This is a genomic window from Persicobacter sp. CCB-QB2 (assembly GCF_001274635.1).
GTDB lineage: Bacteria > Bacteroidota > Bacteroidia > Cytophagales > Cyclobacteriaceae > Persicobacter > Persicobacter diffluens.
The window spans coordinates 327,730-344,042 of record NZ_LBGV01000001.1; the positions used below are offsets into that span (position 1 = coordinate 327,730).

Below are 16,313 nucleotides of genomic sequence, written 5' to 3' on the forward strand. Positions count from 1 at the left end.
ATCCCTATGAATTATACAGAAGGTATGCTTCGCCCTGAAGCATTAAGCGGTAAAACTATTATTGTGACTGGTGGCGGTACCGGATTAGGAAAGTCCATGGCCCATTATTTTTTGCAATTGGGCGCCAATGTCGTAATCTGTTCCCGGAAAATGGAAGTGTTGGAAAATACTGCAAAGGATTTGATGGAACGCACAGGTGGGCAGGTGTTGCCTGTGGCTTGTGATGTGCGGGAGGTGGAGCAGGTGGAGGCGGTGATTGCCGCGGCTGATGCTAAATTTGGAGGCGTGGATGTTTTGCTGAATAATGCAGCCGGAAATTTCATTTCACCCACTGAACGTTTATCCGCCCGCGCTTTTAATATTATTTTGGATATTGTATTGAAAGGAACTTCCAATTTTACTTTGTCAATGGGGAAATACTGGATGGAAAAAGGTCGGCCGGGGAATATACTGAATATTGTAACGACTTATGCCTGGACGGGTAGTGGTTATGTAGTCCCCTCTGCAGCAGCAAAGGCGGGCGTTTTGGCAATGACAAGATCGCTGGCGGTCGAGTGGGCCAAATATAATATCCGCTCCAATGCCATTGCACCCGGGCCTTTTCCAACAGAAGGCGCCTGGAGCAGGCTGTTGCCCGGAGAATTAGCGCAAAAGTTTGATCCTTCCCGAAGAGTGCCGCTAAAAAGAGTAGGAGAGCATCAGGAACTGGCTAATCTGGCCGCTTATTTGGTGTCGGATTTTTCGGCCTATATTAATGGCGAGGTGGTGACCATCGATGGGGGAGAGTGGTTGCAAGGTGCTGGTGAGTTTAATGGCCTGGATCGGATTACCCCTGAAATGTGGGATATGTTTGAGGCGATGAGAGGAAAGAAAAAATAAAAAAAAGGCTTCCGTTTTTCGGAGGCCTTTTTTGTTAGCCGAATGATGCATGCTTCAATCATCGAATAGCTGGTAGTCTGTAAAAATGAAGGAGGAGTTCTCTGTTTTGAGCTACTCCAATGCAATAGAAAAATGAGCAGAAAACAAGCTTGCCCAAATTTGGGCTATTAAGTATTCAGCAGACCCGAATGCAATGCACTGATCGCGATTCGGTTAAAGCAGATGACTAAATCTGGCGGTAAATAATTCTGGCTAAGTGTTACAATTGGATCTTGTGCCTAGTTTTGAGGCTTTAATTTGTCTTTAAACTTCTCCCTAAGTTTTTGAACCTTTGGCGCTACTACAAAAGTGCAATAAGGGTTTTTATCAGAGTTTTCATTGTAATAGTTTTGGTGATAATCCTCCGCAGGGTAAAAAGTAGTCGATGCCGATACCTCCGTCACAATAGGATCACCATACAGACCTTCCTTATTGAACTCGTTTATGACCTTTTCGGCCGTCGCTTTTTGGGTGGGGCTATGGTAAAAAATGACCGAACGGTATTGCGTACCAACGTCATTTCCCTGTCGGTTTAGCGTAGTTGGATCATGGGTGGTGAAAAATACCTCCAGAATTTCTTCGAATGAAATAATTTCCGGTTCAAAGGATACCTGCACCACCTCTGCGTGTCCGGTGAGTCCGGTGCAAATTTGTTTGTAGGTAGGATCTTTCACCTGCCCTCCCTCATAGCCGGATACTACCGTATCTACGCCATGTAATCTCTGCATTACTGCTTCCACGCACCAGAAGCATCCTCCGCCTAATGTGGCAATTTCCATGGGTTTTTCTTTTAGTTCGATTTGTGATTGACTTTGTCCCCAGACATTTATTGTGCTAAAGACCAGTAGTGGAATAAAATAGATTAAAAATTTCATTTGGGTTTCAGTGTTGATTGTATCACATAAGTACGAAATAGCGCAAATAATTGATGAATAATTGAAAAAAATTAAAAAAATATGAGATTTTGTTGTTGTGACGTATAATTAAATTGCTAAATTTAAGTTCAGTAGAATTTAATTTTAAGTTTAGTGAACCCGAGGTAATTAAATTTCGTGAACAGTGATTATTGCAGAATTAAAATCCTCATTTTAAGGGTAGGCTTATGAGTAAACAAGAACCCCATTCAGAAAAACCGGAAGGTGAGCAACAGATGTTCGCCATGGTGATGAGTGAAAATGATCGTGCCTGGTACGTAGTTTTCATGACAGAGAAGGAGGCGGATATTTATCATCCGCACACAACGGATTTATTAGAGTATGAAGAGTTAAGAAAGACGGACTATGAAGCCTCATTCGTGCGTTCATTGTCACTGAAATCTCGAGATTCTTTGTTGTCGGGTCAATTATATAAATTTGCTAAAAGAAGTTATTCAACATTCATTTGATATAAAGATCCAATTGCGTTTTGTTCTACATCATGAAAGTCATTCAGTAATGAATGGCTTTTCTTTTTTGGGGCATTTAAAAAAAAATGGAGGAGTATAAGCTGCATAATGCATGGATAAATTTAGTAGCAAGGTGGAAAAAAGGAAGGGATTTTCACCTTTTCGAGTTTTCTCAAGGAAGCAGATAATTGAGGGGGAAGCCAGTTTGCTAACATTTGGGCTTTTCAAAATTTAGTAAATTCAACTGTATTCCACAGATAATAAGCCTTAAGTGTGTTCTTGCGGAAATTACGTTGAATGTAACGAGATAAAAAAAAAGCCCCTGAAATTCATCAGAGGCTTGTACCTAAGGCCGGGATCGAACCGGCACTCCCGAAGGAACACGATTTTGAGTCGTGCGCGTCTACCAGTTCCGCCACTCAGGCATTCATTTAGCTTCCGAAGAAGCAAGGTAGAAGATTGTTTTGAAGAGGAACAATCAAACCTCAGTACCTAAGGCCGGGATCGAACCGGCACTCCCGAAGGAACACGATTTTGAGTCGTGCGCGTCTACCAGTTCCGCCACTCAGGCATTTATTTAGCTTCCGAAGAAGCAAGGTAGAAGATTATTTTGAAGAGGAATAATCAAACCTCAGTACCTAAGGCCGGGATCGAACCGGCACTCCCGAAGGAACACGATTTTGAGTCGTGCGCGTCTACCAGTTCCGCCACTCAGGCATTTATTTAGCTTCCGAAGAAGCAGGGTAGAAGATTATTTTGAAGAGGAATAATCAAACCTCAGTACCTAAGGCCGGGATCGAACCGGCACTCCCGAAGGAACACGATTTTGAGTCGTGCGCGTCTACCAGTTCCGCCACTCAGGCATTTATTTAGCTTCCGAAGAAGCAGGGTAGAAGATTATTTTTGAAGAGGAACAATCAAACCTCAGTACCTAAGGCCGGGATCGAACCGGCACTCCCGAAGGAACACGATTTTGAGTCGTGCGCGTCTACCAGTTCCGCCACTCAGGCATTTATTTAGCTTCCGAAGAAGCAAGGTAGAAGATTATTTTGAAGAGGAATAATCAAACCTCAGTACCTAAGGCCGGGATCGAACCGGCACTCCCGAAGGAACACGATTTTGAGTCGTGCGCGTCTACCAGTTCCGCCACTCAGGCATTTATTTAGCTTCCGAAGAAGCAGGGTAGAAGATTGTTTTGAAGAGGAACAATCAAACCTTAGTACCTAGGGCCGGGATCGAACCGGCACTCCCGAAGGAACACGATTTTGAGTCGTGCGCGTCTACCAGTTCCGCCACCCAGGCATGCTTTAGCTTCCGAAGAAGCAAGGTAGAAGATTATTTTGAAGAGGAATAATCAAACCTCAGTACCTAAGGCCGGGGTCGAACCGGCACTCCCGAAGGAACACGATTTTGAGTCGTGCGCGTCTACCAATTCCGCCACTCAGGCAATTGCGCTTAGCTTTTAAAATTTGCTTCGCTTGTTTCGTAATTGGGATTGCAAAGGTACGAGCAAATTCCTTTAATGCAAGCGTTCAAGGATGGTTTTTTGATCTTTCTTAGAACAATTCTTTTAAAATCGTCATGTTCAGATCCTTAAAATCCTCAATGGTCATGTCGCATTCCCGAAGCTCATAAGCTGAATGGGTGGTGGTTACCCCAATGACTTTGGCGCCTGACCTTTTAGCGGCTTCAATGCCTGACATGGAATCTTCAAAAATGATGCATTTTTCGGTAGGAAAGCCTAATTCTTGTGCACATTTAATGAAAACTTCCGGGTTAGGTTTGCTGAAGGTTATTTGAGCGTCATCCACTATCACATCAAAGGCATTTTCCAAATTAAGCTTTTGAAGGGTAAAGGCGACATTATCCATAGGGGCGGAGGTGCCGATCGCGATGGGTACCTCACTTCGTTTTAAATGATAGACGAATTCCGCCACTCCTTCGACAAAAGCTTCCTCTTCTTCGAAAATTTTCCGAAAAATAGCTTCTTTTTCAAAGGCATAATCGGTGAGCTCTTCTTCAGCAAGTTCCCTTCCGAAAACAAAGGGAATCCAGTCTGCATTGGTTCTTCCAAAAACATTCCGGATCAGGCTTTCTTCCTCTATTTCCAGACCATGATTGGCTAAAAATTCTCTTATGGCTCCACGGTGGGCATTATTACTGTCAATAATGACCCCGTCCATATCAAAAATTACGGCAAAATTACTCATGGATATTCTTTATTAATTTTAGCCTGTCAACTTGTAGAAATGTTTAGGCGTGGCCTAATAATTTTTCAATAAGTTGTATTAGGATGTGAATGATTTTGATGTGGATTTCCTGAATGCGGTCAGCATATCCAAAGTGAGGGACACGAATTTCGATGTCTGCCATACCCGCCATTTTGCCACCATCTTTACCGGTTAGGGCTACGGTGGTAATGCCTTTGGTCTTGGAGGCTTCAATGGCATTGATTACGTTTTGCGAATTGCCGGAGGTACTCAGTCCTAACAGCACGTCACCATTTTGTCCCAGGCCTTCCACAAAGCGGGAAAAGATATAATCAAAGCCATAGTCATTGCCCACACAGGAAATATGGGAGGTGTCTGCAATGGCCAGGCCAGCGAGAGACGGGCGTTCATCACGGTACCTCCCTGAGAGTTCTTCCGCAAAATGCATGGCATCACAATGACTTCCTCCATTTCCGCAGGACATCACTTTTCCACCATTTTTGATGGATTCGGCCATTACTTCTGCTGCGGCCTTAATATTTTTGATGTTTTCCGGATTGTTCAGGAAATCATTCAATACTTTTTGTGCTTCCTCTAATTCTGAGGAGATGATTTTTTCAATATCCATAATTTATCCGATGGGATAACTAAAAAAGGAATTCTTCAAGATTTTGAGTGCCGGGCGCCTAAAGGATTTTACACTTCCTCGGCAGGTTATCTTTTGCCTGCTCAAATATTAAATATTTTAGAAGGATGATAAATCCTTTTTGCTTTGGTGTATATTTTTTTCCGAATTATTCTCCGCTAACATCAGGAGCTCGTATTAATGGCTTTTTTTCAATTCAATAATAGCCAAATTTGGGCAAGCTTGCTTTCTCCTCATTTCTCTGATTCGTTGGAAAAAAATGAAATGGAAAAATTCCTTCACTTTCCAGCCTTGCAGCTCAAAGAGGTTTTAAGCAGGAATAATCTAGAGTAAGTGTACCAAATTGCCACAGCTTTACTCAGGCTTGGCAACCTAAGAAAAAAATAGCTAAGAATGAATAATGAAATTGAAATGAGGACATAAAAAAAGCGCCATGGGCTTCATGACGCTTTTTTTATTTTTTTAGATCGCACTTACATTGGCCGGGCGGTGAATTTTTTTTACCAAGCCTTGTAATACTTTTCCTGGTCCGGACTCTACAAAGTCAGTGGCGCCGTCTTCTACCATTTTTTGAACGGATTGCGTCCATTTTACCGGAGCAGTCAATTGAGCGACCAAATTTTGCTTGATGGTCTCTACATCTGTAGCTGGTGCAGCAGTAGCATTTTGGTAAATCGGGCAGGAAGGGGCGCTGAAGTTAGTGGCTTCAATCGCTGCTGCTAATTCTTCGCGTGCAGGCTCCATCATTGGAGAGTGGAATCCGCCACCCACAGGAAGAGGTAATGCGCGTTTTGCTCCCGCCTCTTTTGCTTTTACGCAGGCGATTTCAATGCCTTCTTTGGAACCTGAAATCACCAATTGGCCCGGGCAGTTGTAGTTGGCTGCCACCACATCTTCCACTTCATTACAAAGGGTTTCTACCTGCTCATCGGTTAAACCTAAAACCGCCGCCATGGTGGAAGGGTTGATTTCGCAAGCCTTTTGCATGGCTGCAGCACGTTGAGCTACCAGCTTCAATCCATCTTCGAAAGAAAGTGCTCTTGCAGCTACCAGGGCAGAAAATTCACCCAATGAGTGACCTGCCACCATTTCAGGAGAGAAATCTTCCGCCACCAATGCTTTAATGACAGAATCCAAGAAAACCGCTGGTTGGGTAACATTGGTCTGCTTTAATTCCTCCGCAGTGCCTTCGAACATGATGTCCGTAATACGGAAGCCTAAAATTTCATTGGCTTGTTCAAAAAGTGCTTTTGCCTTTTCGTTAGTATCGTAAAGTTCCTTGCCCATGCCAGGAAACTGAGCTCCCTGACCGGGGAAAACATATGCTTTCATAGTGATATTATATTGCTTTAAAATTGGCGCGCTAAATTAGGGCGCAAAAACTTATTATTGAAAAAATTAACAAAAAAATGGAGTGTAGAAACGGAAACTCCTTTTAGCTGAATTTAAAATGTTGATAAAAAAATTATTATCTGAGGCGAAATTCGGTAATAAATTGATTTTCTGCAAATTTTAGATATTAGGTGGTTCATCTTCAGGTAATAGAGCGACCACGGGTGTTCCAGTGTAATTTTATATATTTTCCTGGCATGAATCAAATAACATGACCGGTCGCTTTAATTAGAGAGCATCGTTTTTTTGGGAATTGAGGTTGGGTGCGAAAAAAAAGGGTGCAGCGCTTATAACATGAGCAGGTAATCAAAACCTGTTTACTTAGCTTTCTTCAGCCGAAATCATAATAACCTGAGTTCGATTTTAAAAAATAGCCATTTGTCCAGTGTTTTCAGTCTCAAATTTAATTGAAGGTTTCTTTTCAAAGAAGGAATAAGCTACCAAGCCTGCAACTAAATTTGAAATGAAGTTTCCAAATGATCTATGTCTGGAATGTTCTACTTGGCAAATGTTCTTTAGCTGATCATTTATTGTCTCAATAACGGAACGTTTACGAAGCAAAATTTTATCATTAAAGCTCATCAGACAGTTCTTCATATTGCGTCTAATTCCTGTAAAAAGGTGAATCCCATTGCCGAAAAGCAACTCACTTAGGGTCTTTGAAATATATCCTTTATCAGCAAATAGCTTACCTTGAAGAGAATTTATAAATGACTCCTTTTTAAGAGGTTCTCTATCATCCACGTTTCCTGGAGTGATCATAAAGGAGAGTAGTTCCCCTCTGTCATTTACAACCAGGTGCAATTTAAAGCCATAAAACCAACCCATCGTTGATTTTCCCTTAGCTGCTATTCCGTCGAAAGTTTTGTGATTAAAAATGCGTTTATTTTTACAAACTCGAATGGGAGTGGAATCGATAAAAGCAATGCCAGTTCCTTCTCCCATACAACAGTGTTTCAAGAAAAGGACAAGAGGTAAGCAAGCTTTCTGCATTAGCTCTGTAAAACGGTTATAGCTTACAGTTTCCGGAAATTCGGATTTCATATGCACAAGGACATAGCTATTGTAGAAGGTCTTCATATCACGAAACCCCTTAAGATGAAACAATACCATTATCGTCATAATTTCACTATGTGACATTTTTGGCTTTCGTTTGGGAGGATTTCCAATAGAAGATGCCTCTATGAGTTGATCTAATTGTTGACAAAACTCATCAATGTTAAAAAATATTTCGGTAATTTTATCTTGTGAAATAGTCATTGTATTGAGTTAAATATTTAAATTTTAGGTACTTAAATATACTCAATTTCAATGGCTTTTCCTTTATGAATTGTACTTTTTTTATAAATTATATAAATCGAACTCAGGTTAATAAATCATTTCTGAAAATTCGTGCAATTTGAGGTCATGACCGTCCAAATATCATCTGTATGCTAGACGCTTCAAATATCTATAAATTATCCCACCTTACCGATTTTGGCAAATAACTCAGTTAGTTTATGGATGATAGTGAATGTTACCTGCTTTTCACTTAATGTATCCATATTTTGAGAGTTCCTCAACTTCAAATATTTCCCTCAAGTTACCTTCATATAATATGTAATATTTGTTGGCGGTTGACCAAATCGTTTGATACTGGTGATCTGTCATTATAATACCTTTCGATTTTGATTGATGAATAATATGAGGTATTAATTTTTCTACAAGAACAGGCGATAAATAGGAAAATGGTTCATCTAGAAGGGTGAATTCTGAATCTGCATAAAGTAAAGTCAAAATTTCAACCATTTTCTTAACGCCACCTGACATATTTCCGATTTTCTTATTTTGATTATCCCTTAGTTCTTCAATCTTTAGCATCTGATCTAGCTTAGATTCTAGTTTAAAGATCTTAACCAAGTCCTTAAAAGTTAAATAGTTCATGAAGAGTCCATCCTGAGGTACATAATGAACAGCTCCTTTAGTCTTATATAGTTGGTTAGTATAAACTCCGTTGATTCGTACCGACTGGTTATCGGCTTTTAATGTTCCGAAGATTAGTTTTAATAGGCTAGATTTTCCAGAGCCATTCCTTCCCAGAATCCCAACAATGTTTCCAGTTTCACATTTAAGAAATGCATTTGATAATATGTTTCTTCCCTCAAATGCTAGTTGAACACTGTCTATTTCGAGCTTACTCAATTAAAAATACTATTGACGATTGATAAAAAAATAATGGTGGTCATCGTATCTACAATGACAGCAGATGTTATCAAATTTCGACGGTTCATGTTCAAGTTATGGAAAAAATAAAGATATTTTTTTCTGTTCCAGTAATATACCCACCCAGTGAATCCATATCCCATTAATTTAAGCCAGAAAATATATGAAAAACTCAATGTTCCGAATTGAATTAACAGGCCAGCGCCAATTAAGGTGAATAGGAGGTTGTAAACCACACATTCACGGTATAAATATTTGAATGAAATTATCCAGTTTCGCATAATTGCAGGTAACACCTATCTTAAACCATCATCCATTGGAGGTGAAATAGTACTTTCCAGGAATGACTAAGTTTCAGTTTTGATAATATGGCTGAGTACTCCTTTTAAAGGAATCGCTGTTGTAATTCCGGATTCGGGAGGCGGCAGCTATCTTGTTTTCCGAACCAGCGATATCGGTTTTGAGCGATGAAATCATACATAAAATCCCGGATGAATTTGGGGAGAATAAAGCCCAGGCTGAGCAAGTTGACGGGGAACTTTAAATGCCTGGCCACCCGAACAGCTGCTTCGCTTTTTTCATACCATTGATTGCCCTGAATCAGAACGACGGAATCCAGTTCCGCTGGTGCCGGGTGATGCACTTCTTTCAAAAGTTTTTGCCCCACCTGAGATTGCAGGGAGGCAAAAACAAATTTTTTATCCGGGTCATGATCAATGATAAAGTTCACGGCCCAGGAGCAGAGGTTACATACCCCATCAAACAACACGATCATTTTACGATCCTCACCCATCCTTTGTATTTCTGCTTTTTCATACTTTGGTCCAATACATCAAACTCTACTTCAACCTCATAGAAATAAGTGCCGGATTCTAGTTCCGTGCCTCCATTTGTTTCCCCGGTCCAGTTGATATTAATATCGGTACTCGGGTCACTCAGGGATGCCTGATAATCATATACCATATTGCCGGATGGCGAATAAAATTTAATGTCTAAGGCTTCAACGAATCGTGGACATTGCTTGTTAGCCTCCTCCATATTTACATTGCCCTTCAGGATGATTTCTCTGGTCAGTGTGGAGAAAGTATCATTGATGCCATCAGCATTAGGGGTGAAAATATTCGGAAGAATAAAGAAAGGGCAATTGTCCATACAAACGATCTCCGAAGGAGGTGAGGCGTTACCGCTGCGATCAATGGCTACTATATAGTAGCAGCCTTTTAAGGATGGAAGTCCCTGGTGAACGAAGGAGGTCGTTATGGTAGTGCCCACCAATTGGAAATCTCCTTCTTGTTGCTCGGAGAAATAAACCTCATATTCCAGGATGTCATTCTGGCAATCATTTCCACTCACTTGAGGTTCCCAGCTTAAGAAGTTCTCAAATGTGATGGGTTGGCAATTGTTCTCTTCAAATAGCTTTTCACAATGTTCCAGTTGATCCACGCTGTTCACAATAAGCGTAAGCGGTTCACAGGGAGGAATGCCGTCATTTAAACGGCCGCACTCCAGTTGCGTTCTATTGATCAATGGGCTTTCCACCTTTGGGTTACCATAAGAGCCTTTTGTCTCTACATAATAACAATACTCTCTTCCCTGAATGAAATCCGGGTCCTGATCTGTAAAGCGCAGCCCTTCTTTGGTCACATCCACGGAAGCATAAAATTCTACCGCAGTGGTGTCGTCCGGGTTTACATGATTGCGAAAAATCAGGTGTGTCGGGTGTTCGGAAACGTTAATACTCCAGGGTACATCACCATTCCAGCTCAGGTCCATACGGTCGCCTTCGGATTGTAACCTTAAACGGATATTGGAGGCAGGCGCACTGAGCGGTAGCTCTTCGTCAGGAGGGCTGGTAGCTGCAATCGCCCTCACCTGATAGGTATATATTTGTTCGAGGGTGTTCAGTCCTGTATGGGTGAAAGTAGTATCTGTCCCGGCGTAAATAGGATCGCTGCTGATTTCACCATTTTCCACGGTAAATAATTCATAACGGTAGGGAGGTTGGTATAGGGCCGGATCGGCATCAAAAGGGGAGGTCCATTTGATCATGATTTCTCCATTGTCCACAGAGGTAAGCTCGGGAACCACATCCACATTGGTGATCAGTGAAGGGAATTTACCTTCATATGGGCCTATTTCTATGCACATTTCTTCTGAGGCATAACTTTCCCCTCCCTGATTATCGGTGAAAACGATCACTATCCGATAGCAATAAACAGAGCCAAACTGCAAATTGTCATCATCCACAAAAGTAGTTTGTCCATCATCCCGCCTACCAATGAGTTGATAGTCCGAGCCCTCAGGGATGCCCGTTTCACAATTGTCCGGTTCGAACAGATTTTCGCCCACTTTCCGGTAAATGAGCATAGAGGTCGGGCGCACCGTCCCGCAAGTGGAGCTGTTCGCGTAGTCTTCCCATTCCAGTTCTACCGTTCGGTCATCCACCAATTCGGCTCGTTGGAGAAGGGGCGCCGGGGCAACCACTTGTATGAAATAAGTCTTAAAGGAAGCCAGTGGGACTTCCTGGGAATTCCTTCCGGTCGGGTCATCCGAGGCCTTGAAATGCACCTGGTAAGGATTTCGTCTTACTAAATTACAATCCGGCGTCCAGACGAATTTGCCCACCGTGGGGGAAGGCTGAAAGCCCGGGCCGGCTGGAGTGAATGTTGCCTGTAAGTCTGGTGGGTAGATATTTTCAAAAATACCACCAAAGGCCTCCAGTTTGATGGGGTCATTATTGGGGTCTATGGCTAAAATGTCGGCTTCAAGGGTGGTGTTGGCTTCAATACAGGTATCTGCCGGAATCAGAATCTCCGGGGGCTCATTATCACACAGCTCTACAATAATCTGCATGTCGCGGGTAACATAGCCCATCGGCACGAATTCCCCGAGCCCAATTTTCGCCACTCAATTACTTTAAAGGCAATATTGTATTCTCCTTCTTGTCCCGGGGAATCCCAGATTAAATCCCCAGTGATGGGGTCCATGGCATAGGTGGCAGCAGCTCCTGGGTTGTCTTGTGGAGAACCATTAAAAACGGGATCGTTCGGGAAGCGGTAGCCATCTACCGGACGACCGACATCCTTTTTGTTGACGGTTAACTCGAAAGAAAGAGAATCTCCATCGGGGTCGAAAGCCCCCGGGTTATGGAAGAACGTTACTCCGGTACAGCCGCGATCAATAGGAGGAATCAACATGCGGATGGTTTCATTACATCCCAGGAAGGGATCAATGATGATTTGGGTCTCTACATAAAAAGGCGTGTTGACGGAGTTGATCATATTCACCACATCGGCATTTCTGTTGAATTCTTTAAAGCCAATGATATATTCTCCCGGGCCAGGGAAAGTATGTTGAATCACAAATTCCGTAAGCCCCACTTCAGGGCTTAAGTCTGATTTGTTGGTAAAGTCGTTGGGGTTGAGTTGTAAAATTTCTGAACCATCACCAAAATTGATTTCTCCGCCCCCAAATTGGACGTCTGATCCTTTGTCTGTATATCCGGTAATCGTGAATTCATAAGTGAACTGTGCACAATTTATGACGCGTGCCGTGATTTCACCTGCACGAATGTGAGTGGCCTTGGATAGCTTTGGGGTAAAAAATAGGAGTAGCGTGAAAATCAGCGCGCTGACTCTAAGGTTAATGCAGGTTAAATTCAATTGAGTACTGTTTTTAGGTGATGATGATCAGACCCTCTAATTGTCCTAAAAATAGAGAAGAAAATAGATTATTGGAAGCGATAAAGGGTTAAGACTTCTATAAATATTCACTTACTACTATATTTTTGTCTCAAATATTACTTACGATTCCCTTGCAGCTGAGTTGGTTAAAAAACATTCTCAAATTTGAAAAATTTTGATAAACCTGCCTGGTTCATCAAAAAGTTCTGTTTCAGCAGACTGCAAACACTCCCTTGTTTAGAAATATTCAAAATAATTCGATTATGATGCACCTCATAATTGCGAAAAAGTCACAGATGTATCTTTGATGCGAGTTAATTATTTTCCGGTTAATGTTCATTTAAATTTTTAAAGATGAGTTGGGTAAAACAAACGCTTAACAGCACGTTAGGCCAAAAAGTGATCATGTCCCTGACAGGACTATTCTTGGTTACTTTCCTGATTGTACACCTTATTGGAAACCTTCAGATTTTGAAAGCTGATGGTGGAGATGCATTTAATGTTTATGCAGCATTTATGTCTACTAATGGCTTGATCCACGCGGTTTCTTATGGAATGTACGCAGCAATTATCGCACACGTAGTTTATGCAATCACATTGACATTGCGTAACAAAAAAGCGCGTCCGGTATCATATGCTGTTCAGGATGCAAAAGCAAACAGTTCTTGGGCATCTCGTTCCATGATGTTGTTGGGATCTATGATTTTGGTTTTCCTTGTTTTGCACTTAGTTCATTTCTGGGCGAAGTATAAAATGGGTTGGATCGCTTATGATTTCAAAATGGTAACGATCGAGGGAGTTCAGTACCGAGATATCGCATCATTGGTAATCGAAACTTTCAAAGACCCAATTGCAGTTGGTATCTATGTTTTGGGATTAATTGGTTTAGGATTCCACCTGAACCACGGCTTTCAGTCCGCTTTCCAAACTTTGGGTTTAAACCATAAGTCCTACAATAACTTCATCAAAGGTTTTGGAGCAATCTTCTCTATCGTTATGGCGGTTCTTTACGCTGTAATGCCTTTGTATGTTTTCTTTAGTTAATTGAGATCCTAATATTGTTCATATCATGTTAGATAATAAAATTCCTCAGGGACCTTTGGCTGAAAAGTGGAGCCAGCACAAATTCAATTTGAAGTTGGTTAACCCTGCCAACAAGCGTAAATATGACATTATTGTAGTAGGTACTGGTTTGGCTGGTGCTTCTGCCGCAGCTTCCTTTGGTGAGCTAGGATACAATGTAAAGGCATTCTGCTACCAAGATTCTGCTCGTCGTGCGCACTCTATTGCAGCACAGGGTGGTATCAACGCAGCAAAAAATTATAAAAATGACGGTGACTCTATCTTCCGTCTTTTCTACGACACCATTAAAGGGGGTGACTACCGCTCGAGAGAGGCTAACGTTTACCGTTTGGCAGAGGTATCTAACGCTATTATCGATCAGTGTGTAGCGCAAGGTGTACCTTTCGCACGTGAGTACGGTGGATTGTTGGATAACCGTTCTTTTGGTGGTGCGCAGGTATCTCGTACTTTCTACGCTAAAGGACAGACTGGTCAGCAGTTGTTGTTGGGTGCTTACTCGGCATTGTCTCGTCAGGTGAAAACTGGTAAAGTAAAGCTTTACACTCGTAATGAGATGTTGGATCTTGTATTGGTGGACGGTAAAGCACGTGGTATCATCACCCGTAACTTGGTGACTGGTGCGATCGAGCGTCACTCTGCACACTCTGTAGTATTGGCCACAGGTGGTTACGGTAACGTATTCTTCTTGTCGACTAACGCGATGGGATGTAACGGTACTGCAGCCTGGAGAGCATACAAGAAAGGGGCTCAATTCGGAAACCCTTGTTTCACGCAAATTCACCCAACTTGTATTCCAGTACATGGTACGCAGCAGTCTAAATTGACTTTGATGTCTGAGTCTTTGCGTAACGATGGTCGTGTATGGGTTCCTAAGACCGTAGAAATGGCTCAGAAGCTTCAGAAAGGTGAAATTAAGCCTACTGAAATCGCGGAAGAGGACAGAGATTACTATTTGGAGCGTATTTACCCATCATTCGGTAACTTGGTACCTCGTGACGTAGCTTCACGTAACGCTAAGAACATGTGTGATGCGGGTAAAGGTGTGAATGAAACAGGTTTGGCGGTATTCTTGGATTTCAAAACGGCTATCGAGCGTGATGGCGAGGATGTGATCCGTGCGAAATACGGTAACTTGTTCCAGATGTATGAGAAAATCACAGATGATAATCCATACAAAACACCAATGATGATTTATCCTGCGATCCACTACACAATGGGTGGTCTTTGGGTAGATTACAATTTGATGACAACCATTCCTGGTTTGTATGCCATCGGTGAGTGTAACTTCTCTGATCACGGTGGTAACCGTTTGGGAGCTTCTGCTTTGATGCAGGGTCTTGCGGATGGTTATTTCGTAATCCCTTACACTATCGGTGATTATTTGGCGCAAACTTCCTACGATAAAGTTCCTACTTCTCACCCGGCTTTCGAAGAAGCGGAGAAAGAAGTACGTGACCGTATCAATATCTTGTTGACTTCCAAGGGAGAGAAAACTCCAGACGAATTCCACAAAGAGCTTGGTTTGATCATGTGGGAATATTGCGGTATGGCGCGTAACGAAGAAGGTTTGAAGAAGGCGAAAGGCATGATTCAGAAGCTTCGTAAAGAGTACTGGGCAGGTGTGAAGTTGATCGGTATCAACGAAGAAATGAACTTGACTTTGGAGAAAGCATTGCGTATCGCTGACTTCCTAGAGTTGGGTGAGTTGATGGTGGACGATGCCTTGACCCGTACTGAGTCTTGTGGTGGTCACTTCCGTGAAGAGTCTCAGACTCCAGAAGGTGAAGCACTTCGTAAAGATGACGAATTTGCATTTGTTTCATGTTGGGAATACCAAGGCGATGATCAGCCAGCTAAGCTTAACAAAGAAGAGTTGGTATTCGAGAATGTGAAGTTGACTCAACGTTCCTACAAATAATCCTTGAGCATTTAAACTGAAATAATCATGAGTAATCATAAAGGTCTGAACTTCACTCTGAAAGTTTGGAGACAAAAAAACGCTGCCGCTAAAGGCGAATTCAAAGAGTATCCTGTTACTAACGTTTCTCCTGATTCTTCTTTCCTGGAGATGTTGGATATCATGAACGAGGACTTGTTGCACAAGGGCGAAGATCCGGTATACTTCGATCACGATTGTCGTGAAGGTATCTGCGGGATGTGTTCTTTGTTCATCAATGGTCGTCCTCATGGACCAGGTGAAGAAATTACCGTTTGTCAGTTGCACATGCGTGAGTTTAATAGCCAGGACGGTGGGGTAATCACTATTGAGCCTTGGAGAGCAGCTGCTTTCCCTGTAATCAAGGATTTGGTGGTTGACCGTACTGCTTTTGATCGTATTCAGCAGGCTGGTGGTTATGTGTCAATCAATACTGGTGGTATTCCTGATGCGAACGCTATTCCGATTCCAAAGGAAATAGCAGACAAAGCAATGGATGCAGCGACTTGTATTGGTTGTGGAGCATGTGTAGCAGCTTGTAAGAACGCTTCTGCAATGCTATTCGTTTCTGCTAAAGTTTCTCAGTTCTCCTTGTTGCCACAAGGTCAGGCAGAGAAAAGCCGTCGTGTATTGGCGATGGTAAATCAAATGGACGAAGAAGGTTTCGGTGCTTGTACTAACACAGGTGCTTGTGAAGCAGAATGTCCAAAAGGAGTATCATTGGAGAACATCGCGCGTATGAATCGCGATTACTTCGGTGCTGCGCTTTCTACTGAGCACTAATTATTTTGTGAAAATAATGTTGTCGTAAAAGCCGGGATTTTCCCGGCTTTTTTTTGCCTAAATTTTCCTGAGACAG

The 16,313-nt window shown here is 42.2% G+C and carries 14 protein-coding genes and 8 tRNA genes; 5 read left to right on the forward strand and 17 right to left on the reverse strand.

Annotation, left to right across the window (positions count from 1 at the left end; translation table 11 throughout):
- The first annotated feature begins 6 nt into the window (after positions 1–6).
- Entirely contained in the window at positions 7–879 is an 873-nt protein-coding gene (locus NG22_RS01555) for an SDR family oxidoreductase (RefSeq protein ID WP_053404090.1), read from the forward strand.
- Positions 880–1,157: 278 nt separating this feature from the next.
- Here NG22_RS01555 and msrA read toward each other — a convergent pair whose 3' ends face one another.
- Positions 1,158–1,697, reverse strand: coding sequence for a peptide-methionine (S)-S-oxide reductase MsrA (msrA, locus tag NG22_RS01560; RefSeq protein WP_053406858.1), 540 nt, complete (start codon positions 1,695–1,697; stop codon positions 1,158–1,160).
- 323 nt (positions 1,698–2,020) lie between these two features.
- Between msrA and NG22_RS01565 the strand changes: the two genes are divergently transcribed.
- Positions 2,021–2,302 carry a hypothetical protein gene (locus NG22_RS01565; protein WP_053404091.1) on the forward strand — a complete coding sequence of 94 codons (282 nt, stop codon included), beginning with the start codon at positions 2,021–2,023 and terminating at the stop codon, positions 2,300–2,302.
- 343 nt (positions 2,303–2,645) lie between these two features.
- Here NG22_RS01565 and NG22_RS01575 read toward each other — a convergent pair.
- From NG22_RS01575 to NG22_RS17525, 16 genes are all read right to left on the reverse strand, one after another.
- Positions 2,646–2,727 (reverse strand) — tRNA-Leu (locus tag NG22_RS01575).
- Positions 2,728–2,791: 64 nt separating this feature from the next.
- Positions 2,792–2,873, reverse strand: a tRNA-Leu gene (locus NG22_RS01580).
- Between the two features lie 64 nt (positions 2,874–2,937).
- Positions 2,938–3,019, reverse strand: a tRNA-Leu gene (locus NG22_RS01585).
- Between the two features lie 64 nt (positions 3,020–3,083).
- Positions 3,084–3,165: transfer RNA gene (locus tag NG22_RS01590), tRNA-Leu, on the reverse strand.
- A 65-nt stretch (positions 3,166–3,230) separates the two neighbouring features.
- A tRNA-Leu gene (locus tag NG22_RS01595) sits at positions 3,231–3,312 on the reverse strand.
- A 64-nt stretch (positions 3,313–3,376) separates the two neighbouring features.
- Positions 3,377–3,458, reverse strand: a tRNA-Leu gene (locus tag NG22_RS01600).
- Between the two features lie 64 nt (positions 3,459–3,522).
- A tRNA-Leu gene (locus NG22_RS01605) sits at positions 3,523–3,604 on the reverse strand.
- 63 nt (positions 3,605–3,667) lie between these two features.
- A tRNA-Leu gene (locus tag NG22_RS01610) sits at positions 3,668–3,749 on the reverse strand.
- Between the two features lie 109 nt (positions 3,750–3,858).
- Positions 3,859–4,512, reverse strand: a complete 654-nt coding sequence (locus NG22_RS01615) for an HAD family phosphatase (RefSeq protein ID WP_053404093.1) — start codon at positions 4,510–4,512, stop codon at positions 3,859–3,861.
- A gap of 43 nt (positions 4,513–4,555) precedes the next feature.
- Positions 4,556–5,140, reverse strand: coding sequence for a D-sedoheptulose 7-phosphate isomerase (gene lpcA, locus NG22_RS01620; protein WP_053404094.1), 585 nt, complete (start codon positions 5,138–5,140; stop codon positions 4,556–4,558).
- Between the two features lie 480 nt (positions 5,141–5,620).
- Positions 5,621–6,490: an ACP S-malonyltransferase gene (gene fabD, locus NG22_RS01625; RefSeq protein ID WP_053404095.1), complete on the reverse strand. Its 870-nt coding sequence runs from the start codon at positions 6,488–6,490 to the stop codon at positions 5,621–5,623.
- A gap of 423 nt (positions 6,491–6,913) precedes the next feature.
- Positions 6,914–7,810, reverse strand: coding sequence for an IS982 family transposase (locus NG22_RS01630; RefSeq protein WP_053404096.1), 897 nt, complete (start codon positions 7,808–7,810; stop codon positions 6,914–6,916).
- A 267-nt stretch (positions 7,811–8,077) separates the two neighbouring features.
- Positions 8,078–8,731: an ATP-binding cassette domain-containing protein gene (locus tag NG22_RS01635; protein ID WP_053404097.1), complete on the reverse strand. Its 654-nt coding sequence runs from the start codon at positions 8,729–8,731 to the stop codon at positions 8,078–8,080.
- Between the two features lie 406 nt (positions 8,732–9,137).
- Entirely contained in the window at positions 9,138–9,545 is a 408-nt protein-coding gene (locus tag NG22_RS01645) for a thiol-disulfide oxidoreductase DCC family protein (RefSeq protein ID WP_053404099.1), read from the reverse strand.
- Positions 9,524–11,659, reverse strand: coding sequence for a gliding motility-associated C-terminal domain-containing protein (locus tag NG22_RS01650; protein WP_157600809.1), 2,136 nt, complete (start codon positions 11,657–11,659; stop codon positions 9,524–9,526). Before NG22_RS01650 ends, NG22_RS01645 begins: the two co-directional genes overlap by 22 nt.
- On the reverse strand, positions 11,590–12,414 hold the full coding sequence (locus tag NG22_RS17525; protein WP_053404101.1) for a hypothetical protein: 825 nt from the start codon (positions 12,412–12,414) through the stop codon (positions 11,590–11,592). Before NG22_RS17525 ends, NG22_RS01650 begins: the two co-directional genes overlap by 70 nt.
- A 375-nt stretch (positions 12,415–12,789) precedes the next feature.
- Between NG22_RS17525 and NG22_RS01660 the strand changes: the two genes are divergently transcribed.
- From NG22_RS01660 to NG22_RS01670, 3 genes are read left to right on the forward strand one after another with little or no spacing between them, the layout of a single operon-like run.
- Entirely contained in the window at positions 12,790–13,479 is a 690-nt protein-coding gene (locus tag NG22_RS01660) for a succinate dehydrogenase cytochrome b subunit (protein WP_053404102.1), read from the forward strand.
- 22 nt (positions 13,480–13,501) lie between these two features.
- A complete protein-coding gene (locus NG22_RS01665; protein ID WP_053404103.1) occupies positions 13,502–15,436 on the forward strand; it encodes a fumarate reductase/succinate dehydrogenase flavoprotein subunit in 1,935 nt (644 codons plus the stop codon).
- A 45-nt stretch (positions 15,437–15,481) separates the two neighbouring features.
- Positions 15,482–16,237 (forward strand): succinate dehydrogenase/fumarate reductase iron-sulfur subunit, encoded by a 756-nt coding sequence (locus tag NG22_RS01670; protein WP_053406859.1) that lies wholly within the window; start codon positions 15,482–15,484, stop codon positions 16,235–16,237.
- Positions 16,238–16,313 lie beyond the last annotated feature (76 nt).